15 protein-coding genes are annotated in these 21,332 nt (G+C 71.0%); 6 read left to right on the top strand and 9 right to left on the bottom strand.

All coding sequences use genetic code 11. The annotated features are described in order from the left end of the window. Positions 1–10: 10 nt before the first annotated feature. Positions 11–2,146 (bottom strand): NAD-dependent DNA ligase LigA, encoded by a 2,136-nt coding sequence (gene ligA / locus ACFQUZ_RS22665; RefSeq protein WP_377445660.1) that lies wholly within the window; start codon positions 2,144–2,146, stop codon positions 11–13. 429 nt (positions 2,147–2,575) lie between these two features. Here ligA and ACFQUZ_RS22660 point away from each other — a divergent pair, with 429 nt between their 5' ends. Then, the gene (locus tag ACFQUZ_RS22660; RefSeq protein WP_377445659.1) at positions 2,576–6,946 is read left to right on the top strand and encodes an ExeM/NucH family extracellular endonuclease; all 4,371 of its coding nucleotides are present in this window, start codon (positions 2,576–2,578) and stop codon (positions 6,944–6,946) included. 89 nt (positions 6,947–7,035) lie between these two features. Here the strand turns inward: ACFQUZ_RS22660 and ACFQUZ_RS22655 are convergent, their stop codons facing one another. The 4 genes from ACFQUZ_RS22655 to ACFQUZ_RS22640 are packed head-to-tail and all read right to left on the bottom strand — an operon-like array spanning position 7,036 to position 12,426. Further along, entirely contained in the window at positions 7,036–8,961 is a 1,926-nt protein-coding gene (locus ACFQUZ_RS22655) for an IucA/IucC family protein (RefSeq protein WP_377445657.1), read from the bottom strand. Beyond that, entirely contained in the window at positions 8,958–9,527 is a 570-nt protein-coding gene (locus ACFQUZ_RS22650) for a GNAT family N-acetyltransferase (protein WP_377445656.1), read from the bottom strand. Before ACFQUZ_RS22650 ends, ACFQUZ_RS22655 begins: the two co-directional genes overlap by 4 nt. Beyond that, the gene (locus tag ACFQUZ_RS22645; RefSeq protein WP_377445655.1) at positions 9,524–10,810 is read right to left on the bottom strand and encodes a lysine N(6)-hydroxylase/L-ornithine N(5)-oxygenase family protein; all 1,287 of its coding nucleotides are present in this window, start codon (positions 10,808–10,810) and stop codon (positions 9,524–9,526) included. The genes ACFQUZ_RS22650 and ACFQUZ_RS22645 overlap by 4 nt, the downstream gene beginning before the upstream one ends. A 59-nt stretch (positions 10,811–10,869) precedes the next feature. Then, on the bottom strand, positions 10,870–12,426 hold the full coding sequence (locus ACFQUZ_RS22640) for a pyridoxal phosphate-dependent decarboxylase family protein (RefSeq protein WP_377445654.1): 1,557 nt from the start codon (positions 12,424–12,426) through the stop codon (positions 10,870–10,872). A 118-nt stretch (positions 12,427–12,544) separates the two neighbouring features. Between ACFQUZ_RS22640 and ACFQUZ_RS22635 the strand changes: the two genes are divergently transcribed. Continuing rightward, on the top strand, positions 12,545–14,575 hold the full coding sequence (locus ACFQUZ_RS22635; RefSeq protein WP_377445653.1) for a penicillin acylase family protein: 2,031 nt from the start codon (positions 12,545–12,547) through the stop codon (positions 14,573–14,575). Positions 14,576–14,726: 151 nt separating this feature from the next. Here ACFQUZ_RS22635 and ACFQUZ_RS22630 read toward each other — a convergent pair whose 3' ends face one another. Further along, entirely contained in the window at positions 14,727–15,035 is a 309-nt protein-coding gene (locus tag ACFQUZ_RS22630; protein WP_377445652.1) for a hypothetical protein, read from the bottom strand. A gap of 313 nt (positions 15,036–15,348) precedes the next feature. Here ACFQUZ_RS22630 and ACFQUZ_RS22625 point away from each other — a divergent pair, with 313 nt between their 5' ends. Together ACFQUZ_RS22625 and ACFQUZ_RS22620 are read left to right on the top strand one after the other, a co-directional pair. After that, complete coding sequence (locus ACFQUZ_RS22625; RefSeq protein ID WP_377445650.1) at positions 15,349–15,627, top strand: hypothetical protein; 279 nt, start codon at positions 15,349–15,351, stop codon at positions 15,625–15,627. Between the two features lie 75 nt (positions 15,628–15,702). After that, positions 15,703–16,272 (top strand): GNAT family N-acetyltransferase, encoded by a 570-nt coding sequence (locus tag ACFQUZ_RS22620; protein WP_377445648.1) that lies wholly within the window; start codon positions 15,703–15,705, stop codon positions 16,270–16,272. A gap of 28 nt (positions 16,273–16,300) precedes the next feature. On the opposite strand, the gene ACFQUZ_RS22615 is transcribed toward ACFQUZ_RS22620, so the two are convergent. After that, positions 16,301–17,680, bottom strand: coding sequence for an ATP-binding protein (locus tag ACFQUZ_RS22615; protein ID WP_377445646.1), 1,380 nt, complete (start codon positions 17,678–17,680; stop codon positions 16,301–16,303). A gap of 104 nt (positions 17,681–17,784) precedes the next feature. Between ACFQUZ_RS22615 and ACFQUZ_RS22610 the strand changes: the two genes are divergently transcribed. Next, the gene (locus tag ACFQUZ_RS22610) at positions 17,785–18,168 is read left to right on the top strand and encodes a hypothetical protein (protein WP_377445644.1); all 384 of its coding nucleotides are present in this window, start codon (positions 17,785–17,787) and stop codon (positions 18,166–18,168) included. 33 nt (positions 18,169–18,201) lie between these two features. On the opposite strand, the gene ACFQUZ_RS22605 is transcribed toward ACFQUZ_RS22610, so the two are convergent. Together ACFQUZ_RS22605 and ACFQUZ_RS22600 are read right to left on the bottom strand one after the other, a co-directional pair. Next, positions 18,202–18,702: a VOC family protein gene (locus tag ACFQUZ_RS22605; protein WP_377445643.1), complete on the bottom strand. Its 501-nt coding sequence runs from the start codon at positions 18,700–18,702 to the stop codon at positions 18,202–18,204. Between the two features lie 126 nt (positions 18,703–18,828). Continuing rightward, on the bottom strand, positions 18,829–20,319 hold the full coding sequence (locus ACFQUZ_RS22600; protein WP_377445641.1) for an MFS transporter: 1,491 nt from the start codon (positions 20,317–20,319) through the stop codon (positions 18,829–18,831). Between the two features lie 85 nt (positions 20,320–20,404). Between ACFQUZ_RS22600 and ACFQUZ_RS22595 the strand changes: the two genes are divergently transcribed. After that, positions 20,405–20,974 (top strand): TetR/AcrR family transcriptional regulator, encoded by a 570-nt coding sequence (locus ACFQUZ_RS22595; protein ID WP_377445640.1) that lies wholly within the window; start codon positions 20,405–20,407, stop codon positions 20,972–20,974. Positions 20,975–21,332 lie beyond the last annotated feature (358 nt).

Here is a 21,332-nt window from a genome sequence, read left to right as displayed (position 1 = left end):
TCCCGCGGGTTCAGGTGAGAATCCTGTTGATGGTGTCGGTGTCGCCGGAAGTGTGGGCGTGCAGCAGGGCGGCGAACGTATCGGCGGTCATGATCCGGATGCCGAGTTGTTCGGCTTTGGCGGCTTTGCTGCCGGCGCCGTCGCCGACGACGACGAGGTCGGTGCGTTTCGACACCGATCCGGAGGACTTGCCGCCGAGGGTTTCGACGGCCTCGTTGCCCTCGTTGCGGGTCAGGCCGGGGACGGCGCCGGTCACGACGACGGTCATCGGGGTTCCGTCGGGCTTGCGCAGCGGAAGCGGGCTGGGCGCACCGCCCGAGTCGGGGTTGGCGAGGGCGGGACTGCCGGGTTCGGTCATGTTCACCGCGCGTGCGGTGAGCTTGTCGATCACGGGGGCGAGTTCGACAAGCTCGGCGGCGATGGTGACGGCGCGTTCCGGGCCGACGCCGTCGACCCTTTGCAGGTCTTCGACGGTGGCGTCGAGCAGGGCCCGCATGGTGCCGAAGTGTCGGGCCAGGCGGCGGGACATGGACCGGCCGGTCATCCGTATCCCCAGGCCGGTCAGCACCCGCGACAGTGGCCGGTCTTTCGACGCCTGGATGTTCGCGACGAGTTTGCCGGCGGAAATCTCGCCCATCCGGTCGAGCGGGGTCAGGGTCGGCACGTCGAGGTCGTAGAGATCGGCGGGGTCGGTGACCAGACCGGCCGCCACCAGCATGGTGATGATTTTGTCGCCGAGACCTTCGATGTCCATCGAGTCGCGGGCGGTGTAGTAGGCCAGGGATTCGTGTGCGCCGCAGACCCGACCCCTGGTACACCGCCACCGCTTCTGGGAGCGGTCGATGGCACCGCCGCAGCGGGGGCAGGCGGTCGGGGGTTCGAACGGTGCCGAGTCGGCGGGCCGGTCATCGAGCTGGGCGCCGGTGACCTCGGGAATGACGTCACCGGCCCGGCGGACGAACACGGTGTCGCCGGCCCGGACGTTGCGTCGGGTCAGGTCGTCGAAGTTGTGCAGGGTGGCGGAGGTGACAGTGACGCCGCCGACGATCACCGGTTCCAGGACGGCGACGGGGGTGATGACACCGGTGCGACCGACCTGAACGTCGATACGCAGCAGGCGGGTGGTGCGGGTGTCGGCGGGAAACTTGTAGGCGATCCCCCACCGCGGGGCCCGGCTGGAGAAGCCGGCCAGCTCCCGGTCGGCGGGGTGATCGGCCTTGATCACCGCCCCATCCACGCCGAACCCGAGTTCGCCACGGCGGGCGTACAGCGCGTCCACCGCCGTGATGACCTCGTCGACCGTCGCGCACAACGGCATCCCGGCCGTCGACGTCGCGGTGGTCGCGACGCCGAGCCCGCCGATGTGCGCCATCACGGTGGAGTGCGGAACCGGTTCGGCGTCGGCTCCGTCCAGGCCGTGTACGGCGTAGGCGAGAAACGACAGCGGCGCGTCATAGGCGCGACCCTGGGCGCGGAGGGTGCCGGCCGCCGCGCTGCGTGGATGCGCGAACGCCGGCTCACCGTGGCCGGTACGCAGCACGTTCGCGGCGGCGAAGTCGGCATCGGTCATGAACACCTCGCCACGCACCTCCACTGTCAGTGGCTGCGCCAGTCGGGCGGGCAGGCCGGCAGCCCTGCGGGCCTGCCCGGTGACGTCCTCGCCGGTGCGGCCGTCACCGCGGGTGGCGACCTGCGTCAACTGCCCGTCGACATAGCGGGCCGCCACCGCCAGGCCGTCGATCTTCGGTTCCACCGTGTACCCGGCGGCCGGCCGGCCCAGCAGCCGCTCCAGCCGGACCGCCCACCGGCGCAGGGTGTCGGCGTCGAACACGTTGTCCAGGCTGAGCATCGGCGAACTGTGCTCGACGTCGCCGACGACCGCGGCCCCGGCCGCGACCACCTCGGTCGGCGACTCGTCGACCTTCCACCCGGGCTGGGCGACCTCGGTCGCGGCGATCCGGGCCAGCAACGCGTCATAGGTCGCGTCGTCCATGGCCAGGTCGGGTCCGCTGTAGTACGCCGCGGCGGCCGTACGGGCCGCACTGATCGCCGACCGGTACGCCGCCACGGTCTCGAAGGGCTCGGCCCGTGCGGCGTCGACGACCGGTTCCACCAACTCGACACCGTCACTGATCTGGCCAGACACCGGACCGACCTCCTTGACTAGCCGACGACGCAGCGGCCACCCAACCCCTGGAGCACGCATCGCACGCTGCCCAGCGGGCTGACCTGCCGCGCAGCCTAACGACCCGGTACGACAGTTCCGGCCCCGCACCGAGAACGGCCGGGTCCGTTGGAGTCATGTCGGGCAGCGGGAGCCGGCGCAGCACGGTCCAGGCGTCGGCGGTGGCCGTGCCGGACCGTCGCCACCCTCGACACCTGGCGTATCCGGCTCTCCTCGGCTCCGGCCACCGGCCGTCCGGTTGATGTGATCCCTCGGCTCCGGTCGGTGGCATCGGTCGAAGTCGCTGATCTGGCCGGAATCCGTCCTGCTCCGTACACCTGGCCTCTCCTGCTGGGACAGGTGGAGCGATTATTCTCCACCCGCTCACCCCCCACCGGAGGCTGAATCTTGATGGACTGGACCCGGGGCAGACGAACACGGGACGTGTTCGGGCTCCTCCTCGCGAGCGGCACGCTCCTCTTGACCAGTGGAGCCCCCGCGCTTGCCGAACCCGCCGAACCCGCTCCCGCGATCAGTGAGATCCACTACGACAACGCCGGCACGGACACCGGTGAGGCGATCGAGATCGAGGCGCCCGTCGGGTTCGACCTGACCGGCTGGCAGATCGTCCTCTACAACGGAAACAACGGTGCCGCGTACAACACCCGGACCCTGAGCGGCGCGGTCCCGGCTGCCGGTGTGGTGGTTGCCGAGTATCCGGCCAACGGCATCCAGAACGGCGATCCGGATGCCATCGCGCTGGTGTCCCCGACCGGCTCGGTGACGGAGTTCCTCAGCTACGGGGGGACGTTCACCGCGGTCGGTGGTCCGGCCGACGGGATGACCGGCACCGACATCGGGGTCAAGGAGTCCGCCACCACCCCGGTCGGCCACTCGCTGCAGAAGGTCGACGGCACCTGGAACCCGCCGGCGCCGAACAGCTTCGGCGTCCGTAACGGCAGCGGCGACCCCGATCCGGACCCGGACCCGGGCGTCGGCTGCACCGTGACCGTCGACCACACCATCGCCGAGGTACAGGGCACCGGTGACGCCACGCCGCTGGCCGGCACCCGGCTCACGATCGAGGGCGTGGTGACCGCCGACCACCGCGCCGGTGGTTACAACGGGCTCTACGTGCAGACGGTCGGCAGCGGCGGGGAGCGTCCGGTGGCCGCCGGCACCGCCTCGGACGGCATCTTCGTCTACCTGACCACGAACACCGCCAACCACCCGTCGGTCGCGATCGGCGACCGGGTACGGGTCAGCGGCACCGCGAACGAGTTCAACGGTCTCACCCAGCTCACCATCGCCGCGAAGGGTGATGTGCAGGTCTGCGCGAACGGCGAGGCGCTGCCGGCCCCGGTGCCGCTGAGCCTGCCGCTGGCCGGTGACGCCCGCGAGTCGGTCGAGTCGATGGTGGTGGCGCCGGTCGGCGCGTACACCGTCTCCGAGGTCTACAACACCAACCGGTACGGCGAGGTCGTGCTCGCCGCCGGTGACCGCCCGGCGCGGACCGCGACGGATGTCGCCCGTCCGGGCTCGGACGCCGCCAAGCAGGTGGCCGCCGACAATAAGCTCCGCCGGATCCTGGTCGACGACGGCCGGACCACCAACCTGGCCACGGCCGGCCTGCTGCCGCCGTACGTCTCCAAGGAGTCCCCGCTGCGGGTCGGCGACTCGGTCGAGGCGTTCGGGCCCTCGGTGCTGTCGTACGGCTTCAACGAGTGGCGGCTGCAGCCGACCCGCCCGGTCGACGCGGACACCCCGCCGGCTGCCCGGACCACCTTCAAGGTCACCAACCCGCGCACCGCCACCCCGGAGAACGTCGGCGGCGACCTGCGAGTGGCCAGCTTCAACGTGCTGAACTACTTCGTCCACTTCGGTGGCGAGGCGCGTGGTGCCGCGAACGAGGAGGCGCTGGCCAAGCAGGAGGCGAAGATCGTCGCGGCGATCAGCGCCCTCGGTGCCGACGTGGTGGGACTCGAGGAGATCGAGAACTCGGTACGGTTCAACCCGGACGACCCCCAGCAGGCACTGAAGCGCCTGGTCAACGCGCTCAACGCAAAGGACGGCGCGGGCACCTGGGACTACGTGCGCACCCCGGCCGAGCTGCCGCCGGCGGCCCAGCAGGACGTCATCACCACGGCGATCATCTTCAAACCGGCGAAGGTCCAGCCGGAGGGCCCGTCGCGCTCGGTCAACGACGAGACCGTGTGGTCCAACGCCCGCGAGCCGATCGCCCAGACCTTCACCGCGGGCGGGATCTCCTTCTCGGTGTTCGTCAACCACTTCAAGTCCAAGAGCGGCAGCGGGACCGGCGACAACGCCGACTCCGGTGACGGCCAGGGCAGTTGGAACGGCGACCGGGTCCGGCAGGCGACCGCTCTGGCCGCCTTCGTCGACCGGGTCAAGGCCGACAGCGGCACCGACGAGGTGCTGCTGCTGGGCGACTTCAACGCCTACCCGCAGGAGGACCCGATGCAGGTCCTCTACCAGGCCGAATATCGGGATCTGAACGACACCGGCGAGGCCACGTACGTGTTCGGTGGCGAGTCCGGCTCGCTCGACCACGCTCTCGCCTCGCCGTCGCTGGCGTCGCGGGTCACCGGGGTCGACGTCTGGCAGATCAACGCGGTGGAGTCGTACGCCTTCCAGTACGACGGGCTGCCCGCCTTCTACGCGCCGGACCCGTACCGGGCCAGCGACCACAACCCGGTGGTGGTGGGCATCAGCACCGGCGCGAGCCCGGTCGATCTGCAGTTGCTGAGCATCAACGACTTCCACGGTCGGCTGGAGTCTCCGGCCACCGTGGATGGTCAGCCGGCCGGCGGTGCCGCCCAGGTCGCCGGTCTGGTGAACCAGTTGCGGGCGCAGAACCCGAACACGGCGTTCGTCTCCGCCGGTGACAACATCGGCGCCTCCACGTTCATCTCGGCGATCGACGGGGACAACCCGACGATCGACGCGCTGAACCAGATGGGTCTGACCGCCTCGGCGGTCGGCAACCACGAGTTCGACAAGGGCATCGCCGACCTCACCGGCCGGGTGTCCGACCGCGCTGACTTCCCGTACCTGGGCGCCAACGTGTACCGCGGTGACGCCCGGGCGCTGCCCGCGTACTCGGTCAGCACCATCGGTGGGGTCCGGGTGGGCTTCGTCGGCGTGGTGACCGAGCAGACCGCGTCGCTGGTAAGCCCGGACGGCATCGCCGGCCTCACGTTCCGCGAACCGGTCACGGAGGCCAACCTGGTCGCCGGGCAGCTCAAGGACGGCAACCCGGACAACGGCGAGGCCGACGTGGTGGTGCTGCTCGCCCACGAGGGCGCGGCGACGGAGAACATCAACTCCGCCGAGGCACTGGCGAACGACCCGGTCTTCGGCAAGTTCACCAGGGCCGACGCCACCGTCGACGTGATCTTCAGCGGCCACACCCACCAGCCGTACGCGTTCAAGGTCCCGGTGCCGGGCACCGACACGCTGCGCCCGGTGGTGCAGGCCGAGGACTACGGCAAACGACTGGGCAAGGTCACGCTGACCTACGACCCCGAGTCGGGCTCGGTCACCGCGGCCGACGTGTCCCTTGTCGACGTGGTGGGCGTGCCGCAGGACCCGGCGGTGGCCGAGATCGTGGCCGCCGCCAAGGCCAGGGCGGAGGAACTGGGCAAGCAGCGACTCGGTTCGATCACCGCGGACATCAGGCGGGCCTACACCGGCGGTAGCGAGGACCGGGGCAAGGAGTCGGCGCTTGGCAACTTCATCGCCGACGTGCAGCTCGCCGGCACCAGTGACGCGGGTCGGGGTGGGGCGCAGATCGCGTTCATGAACCCCGGTGGTCTGCGCGCCGACCTGCTGTACCGGACCGACGGCACGGTGACGTACGCCGACGCCTTCGCGGTTCAGCCGTTCGCCAACGACGTGGTCACCAAGACCTACACCGGTGCTCAGATCAAGCAGGCGCTGGAGGAGCAGTGGCAGCCCGACGGCGCGTCCCGGCCGGTGCTGTGGCTCGGGGTTTCGAAGGGATTCAGCTACACCTACGACCCGGAGGCGCCGAAGGGCTCCCGGATCACCTCGATGGCGCTGAACGGCACACCGATCAGCCCGGCGGGTGAATACCGCGTCACGGTCAACTCGTTCCTCGCCGCCGGCGGCGACAACTTCGCCGCCCTGGGCGGGGGCACCAACCCGGTCACCACCGGCGACAACGACCTCACCATGCTGGTGAGCTACTTCGCCGCCAACTCGCCGGTCACCGCCGACACCCAACCGCGGTCGACCGTCGGCACGGGCGGACCGACCTGCACCACGACGATCACCGGTAGGCATAGCAGGCCGCTCGTGGTCTCGGCGGGCCTTACCTGTCTGGAGAACGCCACGGCCAGCGGGCCGGTCACGGTCAAGCCGGGCGCCTCACTGATCGTCACCGGCGGATCGATAAGCGGTCCGCTGACCGCGACCCGTCCGGTGCTTGTCGAACTCTCCGGCGCCACCGTGTCCGGCCCGGTCACCGTGTCCGGCGCGACCGGCGCTCTGAAGATCAGCGAGGGCAGGGTCAACGGTCCGGTGTCGGTCACCGCCAGCACCGGTGGGGTGCGGATCGACGCGGTCACCGTCGGTGGTCCGGTCACGGTGAACGGCAACACCGGCGGCCAGCCGGTAATCGTGGCGGCGAACACCATCGCCGGTCCACTGGCCTGCTCGGGCAACACTCCGGCCCCGGTGAACGAGGGCCGGTCCAACAGCGTGCGGGGCCCAGCGTCGGGCCAGTGCGCGCGGCTGTAGGTCGAATTCGATCCCGGGTCAGCGACCGGAGCCAGTCGGGCTCCGGTCGCTGACCCGTTTCGGGTCCGCGCCGGATCAACCAGGGCGCGTCATCGTCGCGGCGCGTAGCGGGCGATCGGGTTGACCAGGGTGCCGGCGAACTGGAGCGCGGCGGACGGGTCGGCCAGGTCCACCATCTGCTGGTTGTCGCGCAGTTGCAGCCGGTTCAGGCAGGACAGCGCGAACTCCGGCGCGAACAGGTCGTGCTGGCGCAGCCGGTCGGCCAGGTGCGGCACGCTGTCGGCGTAGTCGGTGGCGCACTCGGCGACCGTCCGCCAGAAGTCGTCCTGGTCGAGGGTGCCGTCGGTGTGCAGGATGGCGGCCAGGTGCCGCAGGAAGCAGTCGAAGACGTCGGTGAAGATGGACAGGATCTTCTCGTGCTCGGGGATGTCGGCCCGGATCCGGCGCACCCGCTCCGGCAGGTCGGCGTCGGGGTTCATCACGACGATCTCCTCGGCGATGTCCTTGAAGATCGCCCGTTCGACCGTCCCGTCACGCAGGACCAGGATGACGTTCTCGCCGTGCGGCATGAACGCCAGGTCGTGCGCGTAGAGGCTGTGCAGCAGCGGCACCAGGTATGCGTCGAGGTAGCGGCGCAGCCACTCGGCGGGAGCCAGCCCGGAGCCGGCGATCAGCGCGCTGGCCAGCGACCGGCCGTCGCGGTCGAGGTGCAGCAGTGAGGCCATGGTGGCCAGCCGGCGGCCGGCCTCCAATCCGGGTACGGGGCTTTCCCGCCAGAGCGCGGCCAGCATCTTGCGGTACGGGGAGTACCGGTCGGTCGCTGTCTCGTACTGCCGGTGCCGGTAGCCGATCGCGGCCCGTTCCCGGATGATCGACAGTCGGGTGCGCTTGAGCACCGGGTCGTTGTCGATCAGCTGGGCCAGCCAGTCGTTGATGGCCGGGGTGGCCTCCATGTACGCGGCGGACAGGCCCCGCATGAAGCCCATGTTGAGCACCGACAGGGCGGTCTTGACGTAGTGCTTCGCCGGGTGCGTGACGTTGAAGAACGTTCGGATGGACTGCTGGGCGAGGTATTCGTCCGGCCCGTCGCCGAGGCAGACCAGCCGGCGCTGGGCGACCTCACCGGCGAAGGTGACCGCCAGCTTGTTCCACCACTGCCAGGGGTGCACCGGGATGAGCAGGTAGTCGGCCGGGTCGAGACCGAGGTGGGTGAGGGTGCCGGCGAACCGGGCGAGCACGTCGTCGCCCAGTTCGGCCCGCACGAGCGACTGGTAGTCCAGGTCGGCGGCGCAGGTGAACGTGGTGTGCTCGCGGTGGGCGGCGAGCCAGAGCAGCCGGACGGGGGACGCGGCCTCCGGGGCGTACCTGTGGTATTCGTGCACCCCGAACCCGATCCGGCCGTTGTTGGCCACGAAGCAGGGGTGGCCCTCGGTCATGCCGGTCTCGATGGCCTGGAAGTCCGCGCCGGCGAGTTCGGCGGCGCCCGGTGCGGGCTTGCCGAGCTTGTACGCGGTGCCGGCCAGGGTGGAGGTGATCTCCTCCAGATAGACCGGCAGGATCGCGTCGGTGAGGCCGAGTGCGCCGCGCAGCTCGACGCAGAGGTCGACGGCGTCGAGCGGTAGTTCCTCGTCGACGGCCGGACCGGGGCGGCCGGTCTGTGGCGGGTGGGCGCGGTGCCGGGTGATGCTGTCGGCGTCGATCTGCCAGTGGTCGAGGGCGAGCCGGGTGGCCGCGAATCGGTACTCCACCGTTCCGTCGTCGCTGCGGACGATCCACCGCCCGCCTCCGGCCGACCCGACGACACCGGTGGCCGACCCGGCGGCGCCGGTGGCCGACCCGGCGGTGCCGGTGGCCGACCCGGCGGTGCCGGTGGCCGACCCGGCGACACCGGCGACTGGCTCGGGGACGATGAGGCGCTCGTGGGCGAACTCGGCGAGGGCCTTGCGCACCAGCAGCCGGTTGGCCGCGGCCCACGCCTCGGGGGTCAGATGCTCGACGGCCGCGGTCGGGTTCACGCGGGCACCCCTCCTCGGGTCGCCGCCCGGAACTGGTCCCGGGTGCAGACGCTGAGCAGGGCGTCCTTCTCGGGTTTGCGGATCGGGCCGACGACGGTGAAGCCCACGGCGGCGTTGAGCGTGTGTGCCGCGCTGTTGCGCACGTCGGGTTCGACGACGACCCGGCGGGTCGTCGGGTCGGCGAACAGCCAGGTCAGCACGGTGGTGAGCACCGCGCGGGTGAAGCCGTGCACCGGGGTGTCGGCGGGCGCGCAGAGGAAGTGCATGCCGACGTCACCGGGCTCGGGGTCGTACAACCCGACGAGTTCGACCCGGGCGGGGTCGTACCGTTCGGCCAGGAACGCCGGCTCGCCCCGCCACAGACCCAGGTACGCCTCGTGGTGCGGATCGGCGGTGATCCGCCGGTACTCCGCGGCGACGCCTGCCACGTCGGCGTCCCCCATCAGCCAGAACGCGGCCTTGGGGTGGGTGACCCAGCGGTGCAGCAGGGCCACGTCGGTGTCGACGTCCAGGGGGCGCAACGCGAACTCGCCGAGCCGGTCGTCGTTCCGGGTGAACGCCGTCATGACATCGCTCCGGCCGGGGCGCCGAAGTCCTGGAACGCGATGGACTTCTCGATCGGGTAGTGCTCCCGGCCGGTCAGCTCCCGGATGATCCACGAGTTGCGGTACGGGCCCATGCCCAGGTCGGGCGAGGTGATGCTGTGCGTGTGGGTGCCGCCGTTCTGCAGGAAGACCCCCCGGCCGGTGTGGTCGACGCTGTAGTTGCGGGCAACGTCGAACCGGCCGTGGCCGTCGAAGCGGAGCCGGTCCCGGATCGGCTCCAGGAACGGCGGGATCCGGTAGTGGTAGCCGGTGGCCAGCACGAGTCCCTCGGTGTCCAGGCTGAAGTCGCGGCCCTGCTCCACATGGCGCAGCCCGAGCCGGTAGCGGCCGACCTCGTACGCGGCGGTGGCCAGTTCGGTGTTGGTCAACAGCCGGGTCGGCACCGGACCGGTGAGGCTGCGCGCGTAGAGCAGGTCGTAGATGTCGTTGATCACGTCGGCGTTGATGCCCTTGAACAGGCCCTTCTGTTCGGACTCCAGCCGGTAGCGGGTGTCCTCGGGCAGGGCGTGGAAGTAGTCCACGTAGTCCGGTGAGGTCATCTCCAGGGTCAGCTTGGTGTATTCCAGGGGAAAGAAGCGTGGCGAACGGGTGACCCAGGTGAGCTGGTAGCCGTACGTGTCGATGTCGGTGAGCAGGTCGTGGTAGATCTCGGCGGCGCTCTGGCCGCTGCCGACGATCGTGATGCTGCCCTTGGCCCGCAGCGCCTCGCGGTGCTCCAGGTAGCGGGAGTTGTGGATCAGGTCGCCACCCAGGCCGGCGCAGGCGTCCGGAACGTACGGCGGGGTGCCGGTGCCCAGGACCAGGTGTCGCGCCCGATGGCTGACCGGCCCGTCGGGTGTGTCGGCCCATACGACGTAACGATCGTCGGTCTCGTCGTAGTCGACGGCGATGACGGTGTGCCGGAACCGTAGGTTCGGCAGCTTCCCGGCGGCCCAGCGGCAGTAGTCGTTGTATTCGGTGCGCAGCGGGAAGAAGTTCTCCCGGATGTAGAAGGGGTAGAGCCGCCCGTTCTCCTTGAGGTAGCTGAGGAACGAGTACGGCGAGGTGGGGTCCGCGAGGGTGACCAGGTCGGCGATGAACGGCGTCTGCAACCGGGTCGATTCGAGGAGCATCCCCGGATGCCAGTCGAAGCTGTCGCGGGCCTCCAGGAACAGCCCGTCGAGGTCGTCGATCGGCGCGGTGAGGCAGGCCAGGCCGAGGTTGTACGGGCCCAGCCCGACGGCGATGACATCGTGGGTCGACATGCGTTCTCCTCCGCGACGGACAGGGCGACAGGGCTACAGGGACGGGGACGCGGGGCGCGTCAGCCGACCGGGCAGGACAGCTCGGCGGCGGCCGTGGTGCGGGCGTACCAGGCGGCGTGGTCGGCGATGAGGTCGAGGACCCCGACGATGTCTGTGCCGGTCGTTTCGGGGTTGAGCAGGGTGAACTTGAGGTGGTGCGCGCCATCCACCTTGGTCCCGGCGACCAGGGCGGCGCCCGAGGCGGCCAGCGCATCGCGGGCGTGCAGGTTGGCGTCGTCGACCAGGTTCGGGTCGGCCCCGGGCGGCCGGTAGCGGAAGACCACCGTGCTGAGCTGCGACCGGGCTGCGACCTCGAACCGTGGGTCGGCGTCCAGCAGCCGCCAGGCTTCGGCGGCCAGGTCGACGACCCGATCGAAGAGCACGCCGATCGCGTCCGGGCCCATGATCCGCAGCGTGAGCCAGAGCTTGGCCGCGTCGAACCGGCGGGTGGTCTGGATGCTCTTGTCGACCTGGTTCGGGATGCCCTGCTCGACCGCCCGGGCGGGGTTGAGGTAGTCGGCGTGCCAGGTGGCGTGGCGCAGCACCCGGCCGTCCCGGACCAGCAGGGCGCTGGAGCTGACCGGCTGGAAGAACGACTTGTGGTAGTCGACGGTCACCGAGGCGGCCCGGCCGATGCCGTCGAGCAGGTGCCGCCGGGTGGGCGAGACCAGCAGCCCGCAGCCGTACGCGGCGTCGACGTGGAGCCAGATGCCGGCGGCGGTGCAGATGTCGACGATCTGGGGCAGCGGGTCGATGGTGCCGAAGTCGGTGGTGCCGGCGGTGGCGACGACTGCCATCACCACCAGGTTCTCGTCCCGGCAGCGGTCGATGGTGCGGGCCAGTTCGTCGGTCCGCATCCGGCGGTCGACGTCGGTGGGCACGGTGAGCACCGCGTCCGCTCCCAGGCCGAGCAGCTTGGCGGCCTTCTGCACGCTGAAGTGTCCGGCCGTCGACGTGATGATCCGGAAGCGGGCCAGCACGTCGGGGCGGGCCAGGCGGGCGGTTCCGCCGCCGACGACCCGGCGGTACGCCTCCTCCCGGGCCAGCAGCATCGCCTGCAGGTTCGACTGGGTGCCCCCGCTGGTGAAGACACCGTCGGCGGTGCCACCCAGGCCGATCCGGCCGGCCGTCCACTCGATCAGGCGCCGCTCCATCAGGGTGGCGCCGGCGCTCTGGTCCCAGGTGTCCATCGAGGAGTTCACCGCGCTGAGCACCGCCTCGCCGAGCAACGCCGGGATCACCACCGGACAGTTGAGGTGCGCCAGGTAGCGGGGGTGGTGGAAGTACACGGCGTCGCGCAGCCAGACATCGTGCAGTTCGTCGAGGGCGGCGTCGGTGTCGCCCAGCGGCCGGTCCAGGTCGACGCGGTCGATAAGCGCCGCGACTTCCTCCGGGGTGACGCCGGTGAACGGCCGGTCGACGTCGGCCACCCGGCCCGCGATCCGATCGACGCCGCGTGACAGCACCTCCCGGTAGCGTTCGACCGTGCCGGCGTTGAGCAGATGGGCACGAGCGGCGGTCAGGTCAGCCTCGGCGTCGGTCGGCGCGGTGCCGAGCGGGCTACCGATCGAACCCATACGTATCCCCCAACGAGTCCACGCGCTCTCCAGTAAGGTGAGCCTTAGTTAGGGGAGGGTAACCTAAGTTGGCAATGGATACGCATACCCCCGCCGCCCGCCACGCCGAGGTCGACGGATGACACGCGTCGAGCGAGACCCCTGGGGCGTACCGCAGGTGTGGGGCGACGACGTCGACGACCTCGCCCGGCGACAGGGTCGAGTCACCGCGCTGGACCGCGCCTGGCAGATCGAGGTCGAGCGGTGGCGCTCCGAGGGCCGGCTGGCCGCCCACGTCGGCCCGACCGAACTCGCCTGGGACCGCTTCGCCCGCCGGGCGCGGGTGGACGACACCGCCCGGCGCTGCTTCGAGCGCCTCGATCCGCCTACCCGCCGGTGGGTCGAGGCGTATGTCGACGGGGTCAACGAGGGCCTCGCCGAGGCGGTGGCGCCGGAGTTCGCGGCGCTCGGCTGCCGGCCAGGCCGGTGGCGGCCCTGGTCACCGCTCGGCGTCTTCCTCGCCCAGCAGGTGCTGTTCACGAGCTTCCCCACCAAGCTGTGGCGCGCGCACGTGGCCCGGACCCTCGGCCCGGCTGCCGTCGGGCTGTTCGCCACCGAAGGGCCGGCGTCCTCCGGCAGCAACGCCTGGGCGGTGCCCGCCGACCCGGCCACCGGCCGCGGTCCGGTCATCGCCGGCGACCCGCACCGGCTGCTCGAACTGCCCGGCATCTACCAGCAGATCCGGTTGGCCTGCCCGGAGTTCGACGTGGTCGGCCTCGCCTTTCCCGGCGTGCCCGGCGTGCCACACTTCGGTCACGCCGGGCACGTCGCCTGGGCCGTCACCAACGCGATGGGCGACTACCAGGACGTCTACCGCGAACAGTTGCGCCGGGACGGGGACCGGCTGCTGGTCCGGGACGCGGACGGCTGGACGCCCGCGGCGTACCACGTCGAGGAGATCGAGGTCCGCGGCGGCGAGCCGGAGCGGATCGAGATCATCGAGACGCCGCGCGGGCCGGTCGTCGACCACGACCGGGCCACCGGCGACGCGCTCAGCCTGCGCATGCCCAGCCGGGTCGAGGGACGGCTCGGCTTCGAGGCGCTGCTGCCGCTGCTGCGGGCCCGCGGCACCGGCGATATCGCCGCCGCGCTGCGCGCCTGGGTCGAGCCGGTCAACAGCGTGCTCACCGCCGACCGTGACGGATCCGTCCGCCGCCTGGTAACCGGGCTGGTGCCGGAACGGGACGACCGGTGCGGGCGGGAGCCGGTGCCCGGCTGGGAACCGCGCTACCACTGGCGCGGAAGGTACCTGGCACCCGTCGACGAGCCGGTCGACGACGTCACCGTCTGCGCGAACGACCGCCGCGACGACGTGGCCCGATTCGGGGTCGACTTCGCGCCGCCGCACCGGGCGCGACGGATCCGCGCCCTGCTTGCCGAGGGCGCCGACGCACCCACCGTGCACACCGACACCTGGATCGCCGCGGCGGTGCCGCGCGCACTGCTGCGCCGGCTCGACCCGGACCGGCTCGACGAGCCCGCCCGGACGTTGCGGCGCCGGCTGCTCGACTGGGACGGCACGATGGCCGCCGACTCCGACGACGCCGGGGCCTTCGCGGCGTGGCGCACCGCCGTCGCGCGCCGGCTGCACGACCATCCGGGTCTCCGCGCCCTGCGCGAACCATCCGCGTACGACGAGCTGTTCGCGCCGTGGACGGACCCGCTGGCGCGGATCGGGCTCGCCCTCGACGGCCTGCTCGTCGGGCTCGCCGACCTCGGCGTCGACGTCGAACCGGTGGCGGCGCGGGCGCTGGCCGACGTCGCCACGGGACCGGAGCCCGGGCCGTGGGGACAGCGGCACCTGCTGCAGCCGATCCACCTGGGCGTGGCGCCGGCGGTCGATGACACGGTCACCGCGATGCGGGACCGGGTCCGGCTCGCCGGGGACAGCGGCTGCGTCCTGGCCACCAGCAGCGTGCCGGGTGTCTCCGACGCCTGCTGGCGCGGGCCGGTGGCCAGGTACGTGTGGGACCTGACCGACCGGGCCGCCAGCCGCTGGATCGTGCCGTTCGGCGCCTCCGGACGACCCGGCGACCCGCACTTCGACGACCAACTGTCACTGTGGGCCGCCGGTGAACTGATCCCGGTCCCCTCGTTATCCGTCCGTTGACCCATCACAGCGATCTCTGTCAGCGCGCTGGCCAGTGGATGCTTGATTGGCTACGCTGCCACATACCGCACCTCCTGGGTTCTCGCACTACGGCAGGCTGAGCTGGCCAAGGTGATCAACCGATGTGCCGGAGTTACGAGAACCCGGCGGATCAGGCGGCGGCGGACGGACGCCAGCGGGTCTGGTCGGTGTCAAATGCCGCAGCCGGTCGACCGACGCCGGACCGGCGGTCGCCGCCGACGGAAGCGCCACCCCGGGCCTGGGCCAGTGCCTGCTGGGCGCTGTTCCACGCCGCGCAGGGCCAGGACTGGTCGCCGCAGTGCAGCTGGACGCATCGGCCGTCCTCGCCCGGAGCGTGCGCGTCGGCGACGCCCAGCGCGAGCGACCACAGCATCGGGTCGGTCACGTCATCGGGACGCTCGGCGTTCCGGCTCGGCCGGTCGCTGCTGGCTTCAGGCACGACAACCCCCTGGTCAATGATCCCCTGGTGAACATCATGACCCACGGAGGCGCCGGCTAAACGCCCAGCACCTGCGCGACCGTGTGGTCCGCATGACACTCGACGGCGGCAGACCTACAGCGACCGGAGGAACTCGGCCCGATCCCGCGGGTGCGCCCGTCGTTGAATAACGGTGAGTTCACGGGTCGGCACATCGACCGGCGTCGGGCTACCCTGCCGGGGTGGCCACGCCGAGTCCCACGCAGCGGCAGCTGCGCCCGGACGACGTGACGCGCTACGTCCGGGCATCGTTCGGCCCGACGGCGATCCATTGATGGACCTGGTGTCGCCGGTGTTGTTCCGGCGGGCCGAGGACGAGCCGGCGCATCCGTTCCTGGGCGGCTACCGGGCCGCCGCGCGCGACCTTCCGGCCGGCCTCGACGACGCCGGCGGCTTCGACGCCGACGCGCGACGCCGGCTCGGCCTCTACCGGCTGCATCTCTACCTGCTGATGACCGTCGAGATGCCCAGTCGCGGCATCACCCGGGCCGAGCAACCCGTTCGGTACGAGCGGTTGGCGCACCTGCTCGACCACGAACTGGCCAGCGACTGATCCGACCCGGGCGCCGCCCACACGCTGCGTATTCTGTCCCCGTTCGTGACCGGACACAGCCGCGCCAGGAGTGACATGACGGAATTCGAGACGCACCGGTACGAGCGGGATCTCGCCGGCTTCGGCCGGATCACCGTCCGGCCGGTCGACCCCCATGCCGACCTCGACCTCCTCCACGGCTGGGTCAGCCAGGCGCGGGCCCGGTTCTGGGGGATGCGCACCGCCGGCCGGGACCGGGTACGGGAGATCTACGAGTATCTCGACGGTCTCGACACGCACCACGCCTACCTGATGCACCGGGACGGCACGCCGGTGGCGCTCTTCCAGACGTACGAGCCGGCGGCCGATCCCGTCGGGGACTGCTACGACGTGCTCCCCGGCGACATCGGCGTACACCTCATGATCGGTCCGCCGCCGGCCGGTGGGCCGGAGCCGGGCTTCACGGGCACGCTGCTGAGCGCGTTCCTCGACTTCGTGTTGCGGGACCCTGAGCGACGCCGGGTGGTGGCGGAGCCGGACGCCCGCAACGACAAGGCCATCGCCCGGCTGACCCGGGCAGGCTTCGTGCCCGGGCCCCGCGTCCAGTTGCCCGAGAAGCCGGCCCAACTGATGTTCCTCGATCGCGACCGGGCGGCGGCGGGCTGACCGCCTCAGGCCAGGCGGGCTGACCGCCTCAGGCCAGGATGTCGGCTGGCGTGAACGAGAGGACGTCGGGGTGCCGGGTGACGGTGTCCTCCGCGCCGCCGCGCGACCAGAAGGCGTACCGCGCTCCCGGCTGCGGCGGCGGCTGCACATAGGCGGCTCGTCGGCGCAGCTCGGCCAGGTCACGTTCGGTAAACGGCTTGGCCTGCCACCGGCATTCGCCGACCAGGACGGGGCCTTCCGTGGTGAGCCCCAGGACGTCGATCTCGGCCGTCTCGTCCTTCCACCAGCGACCCACGATGGTCTCGGGAGGCAGGGTGCCGTCGGCCACCATGCGCAGGGCGTGATCACGTCCAGCCGACTCGAAGACCCGGGCGACGTGCGTCTGCCACCGGCCCTTGGTGCGCTGCCGGACCGCGGCCCCCTGGCCGCCCTCGACGAGGTCCGCATCGTCCCGGAGCACGGCGAACCAGTAGGCGAGATAATCGTCCGCGATCTCGTACATCGGGTCGGTCGACCCGGCCGCGCCGATAGGCCGCACCGCTCTGACGTAGCCTGCCCGACGCAGCCGATCCAGGGTGTAGTCGATGCGCTGCTGGGCACGTCCAGCGATCTTCGATCTCCTGCGGGCTCCGCCGGCCATCGCGGTGAGCACCCGTTCGTACCCTCCCCGCCAGTCCAGGTCCTCGGAGAGGATGTCCGGCGCGTCCCGGAGCAGCAGCCCACCGGGGGTGAAGGCCAGGTCGAGCAGGTTCTCCTCGACGCTCCCGGCCGCCGACCAACGGCGCAGATGGAGCGGGTAGCCGCCGCACGCCGCGTAGGCCTGGATGAAGTCCTCCGGGCCGAGATCGGGCTGGAAGGCGCGCGCGTCGAGGAGGGGGAACGGATCCATCCGCCGTTCCAGCCCGGCGCGGCGGTGCAGCCCGCCGTGCGGCCCGAGCATCTGCTCCATCACCGCGACCGCGGATCCGGACAGCACCAGCATGAGCCGATGGTCGCGGACGTGGTTCTCCCAGACTGCCGAGACGGTGTCCGCGAAGTCGGTAGGTCGGCCGGTCAGCCTCGGCGCCTCGTCGATGACCAGGAGCAACGGCCGAGTCTCGGCCATCCTGATGACGAACCGCAGGGCCGTCTCCCAACTCGGGAACGTATCGGGAGCCAGGTCTCGGACCTCGTCTCCCAACTGCTCCCGCAGCCGGTCCGCGAACCGCCGGAGCTGCCTCTGCTCGCTGTCCTGCCGGGTGGCGGTGAAGTACACCGCTCGCTTGTCCTGGGCGAAGTAGGTGAGCAGGTAGGTCTTGCCGACCCGCCGACGCCCCCAGATGACCGCCAGTTCCGGCTCACCCCGGCTCGCCCGGTCCCACGCCGTCCGCAGCTCCCGCAGCTCCGCTGCTCTGCCCTCAACGTGCACAAGGTCATGGTAGTACAAACTGCTTGTAGTACAAACTGTTTGTACTACTGCGACTAGGTACGCGGGCTCATCCCTGGCGCGCCGGACCTGGAATGATCACGGGCATGGATGCGACGAGGCGGACGATGATCGCGGCCCTGCTCCTGGCGGTGCTGACCGTGGCGCTGTGGTGGGGCTGGCTGGGTTGGGACACCGAGCGCATCATTGACCCGGTCACCAGCGTGGAGACCGGGCCGTACGAGGTGTGGCAGGTCGCCGGGTGTGTGCTGACCCTCGCGGCGCTGGCCTTCGTCGCCGGCCGGTGGTTGAGCCCGCTGGTGGTGGCTCCGGTGATGACCGTCGCCTTCACCGCCGCCTGGTCCTGGCGGGCCGCGACGAGCAGCGACACCGGAACGTGGGTGATCGGCGCGTTCCTGGTGTTCGTCGGGATGGCGGCCGGCTCGACTCTGGTGAGCTTCGCCGGCCACCGCTTCCTCGGCCGCCGTTGAGCGACGCGGGTCCCGGGGCGCCCGGGTCCGGCGCTATCCGGCCTGCTGCTCGGCCCACTCGGCGACCCGGCGGGCGCTCTCCTGCTCGGAGAGGTCCTCTACCCGGGTCATGATCGACCACCGCACTCCGAATGGATCCCGGACGCTCGCGTAGCGGTCACCGGAGACGAAGGTGGCCACGGGTTCGCGGACGGTGGCGCCGGCCGCCTCGGCGCGGGCGACGACCGCGTCCACGTCGGGGCAGTAGAGGCCGATGGAGTAGCAGGCGTTGTCCGGCTCCGGCGGGGCGACCAGGCCGTAGTCGGGCATCGGCTCACCGAGTTGCAGCATTCCGGTGCCGAAGTCGAGATCGGCGTGCGCGACCACACCCCCCATCTCCGTCACGTCCACGACGCGGGCGCCGAACACCTCGCGGTAGAACTCGATCGCGGCGCGCGCGTTCGGTATCGCCAGGTACGGCGTCAGTGTGGTGTAGCCGTGCGGTACGCCGTTGGTGGTGTGCTCGCCGGTGGCGGGCGTGGTCAGTTCGCTCACGGGTAGGACAGTACTGACGCGGGCATCCGCTGGTCTTGAAGAAATGCGACAGCCGCTCAGGCGGGCGCGGCGAGGATCCGCCGCCCAACCCCGCGGTGTCGACCACCGTGGCGTCGGCGCGAATGGTCAGCCCTGGCGGCGGGCATCGGCTGCCGGCCTGGGCAGTAGTTGCGCCAACCCCACGACGGCGGCGCCGACCGCCATCAGGTAGGCCAGGGCGAGGCTGAACGCCAACGCATGATCTCCGGGCGGAGCCGAGTAGAAGAACACCCCGATGATCGCGACCCCGAGACCGTTTCCAATCTGTTGTGCGGTGGACAGCACGCCAGAGGCCGCCCCCGCGTGCCCGGGGGCGACACCGGACAGGGCGATGGCAACCAGGGGAGCGATGACGAGGCCCATGCCGGCGGCGTGCACCGCCATGGGCGGTAGGAGCCAGCCGATCTCGACAGAACGCCGCACGTCGACGAGCATCCAGAACTCGCCGGCAATCATGAGCGCCGCGCCGAGCGCGATCACCTGCCGGCCGAGCCGTGCCGCTAGCCGCCGGGCGAGGAGTGAGGCAGCGAGGTAGCCAGCACCGAGGCCGGTGAAGAAAACGCCCGACTCCAGCGCGCTGAGTCCCCTCCCCGCCTGCAGATAGAGGGCGAGGACCAGGAAGAACGACGCCTGCCCCAGCCAGAAGGCGAGCTGGGCGAGCAGGCCGGTGACGAACGACCGGGAGCGGAACAGGTGGAGGTCGACCAGCGGTGCCCGGTGCCGCCGGCCTCGCAGACGCTGGTGCCAGGCGAACGCGACGAACAGCACGCCGGACGCCGCGAGACACAGCCAGGTCCAACCGGGCCAGCCCTGTTCCCGACCCTGGATGAGCGGCAGCATGGTGCCCAGGAGAGCGGTGGTTACCAGGACGGCACCGACGAGATCCAGGCGGGCCCGACGGGTTGGCGCGAGTTCGGGCACCACCCGGGGGATCAGCGACACGGCGACCAGGCCGATCGGCAGGTTGATGAGGAAGATGTTCCGCCAGCCCAGGCCCATCAGGTCCGCCTCGATCAACAGGCCGCCGATGAGCTGCCCGAATACGGCGGCCAAGCCAAGGGTGACGCCGTACGCGTTCAGCGCGCCGGCCCGGGCCCGGCCGGCGTAGGCGGTGTTGATGATGGCCAGCACCTGGGGGCCCAGCAACGCCGCCGCGAGGCCCTGCACCACCCGCGCGGTGACCAGCACCTCGACGGTGGGCGCCAGACCGCACGCGACCGAGGCGAGAGTGAACAGCGCCATGGCGACGGCGTACATCCGTCGCCGACCGTAGATGTCACCCAGCCGGCCACCGGTAATGAGACCGGCGGCGATGGCCAACGCGTACCCCGCCACCACCCACTGGATGGCCGCTGGCCCCGCGCGGAGATCTCCGGTCATCGAGGGGATCGCCACGTTGACGATGAAGACGTCGAGGGCGGTCATGAAGGATCCGGTCAGGACCAGGATCAGGGCCGCCGGTCGAGGTCGGGTCGGAGGTTCCGCGGACGTTCCGCCCGTACTCTCGCTCGTTCTCGGCTGGTTGTCCGCCAGCGTCGTGCCGTGCTGCTGCCGTGCCACCGCACCCTCCCGGGCCATAAATAGAACGACCGGTCTATTCGCCGGTCGCCACCATTAGACAGAACGATCGGTCTATAGGCAACTCGCGTGGCAGAATTCCCCCATGAGCGCCCCCGCCCGCCCGGGCCCCCGTGACCGGCTGATCCAAGCCGCCCGCGAACTCACCTACCAGCAGGGGTTCACCGTGGGAGTCGACGCGATCCTGGCGCGGGCTGGCGTCGCCCGGGCCTCCCTCTATCAGCACTTCGGCGGCAAGGACGGCCTGCTGGCCGAGGTGCTGCGGACCGCCACCGACGAGCAGCGCTACCGGGACGCCCTGGCGGCGGGTGGAGATCGTCCTCGGGACCGGCTACGCGCCTTCTTCGACGAGTTGCGTCGCGTGGTGTCCCAGCCCCGGTTCCACGGCTGCCGCTACACGATGGCGGCACTGACCCTGACCGACCCGGAGCACCCCACCCACACGGAGATCCGAAACTTCAAGAACCGGATTCATGCCCTGTTCGAGCAGGAACTTCGTGACCTCGACCACCCGGATCCGGTCTTCGCCGCGGACCAACTGCTCGTGCTGACCGACGGGGTGATGATGCAAGCCGTCACCCGTCGCGGCACAGATCCTGGCCGCGCCGCCAAGGCGCTCGCCGAAATGGTGCTCGATCAAGCGTCGGGCGACTGACCATGGCCCGCCCGGCCGCGCATCCGTCGGACGCCATCAGGCAGAAGGTCGCTCCATGGCGGGCGGGGTTAGCAGCCGCCGCCCCCGGTCGATACCCACCGTGAGCAGCAGCGTGGGCAGCCGGGGCCGGTTCCGTCCCCGCCGGTGACTCGTCGCCATGATCCGGCCGTCCGACCCGGTGTCGGCCGCCGTTGTGGATGGTCACCCCCGGCACCGGGCACGGCTGCCGGGTTGCGCCGCCCCATGACGGCGACGACAGCACGCTAGTGCCGTGACCACCAACGTTCATGGTGTTGGGTGACACGCCGTATGGCCTGTCGGCCGGGCGGCGTGGTGGCGGTCAGGCTGTGGCGGTGGC

The organism is Plantactinospora sp. GCM10030261, assembly GCF_042666615.1.
Classification (GTDB): Bacteria; Actinomycetota; Actinomycetes; order Mycobacteriales; family Micromonosporaceae; genus KBS50.
Note: the sequence above shows the minus strand (reverse complement) of the source record. Positions and strands in the feature narration are given on the sequence as shown.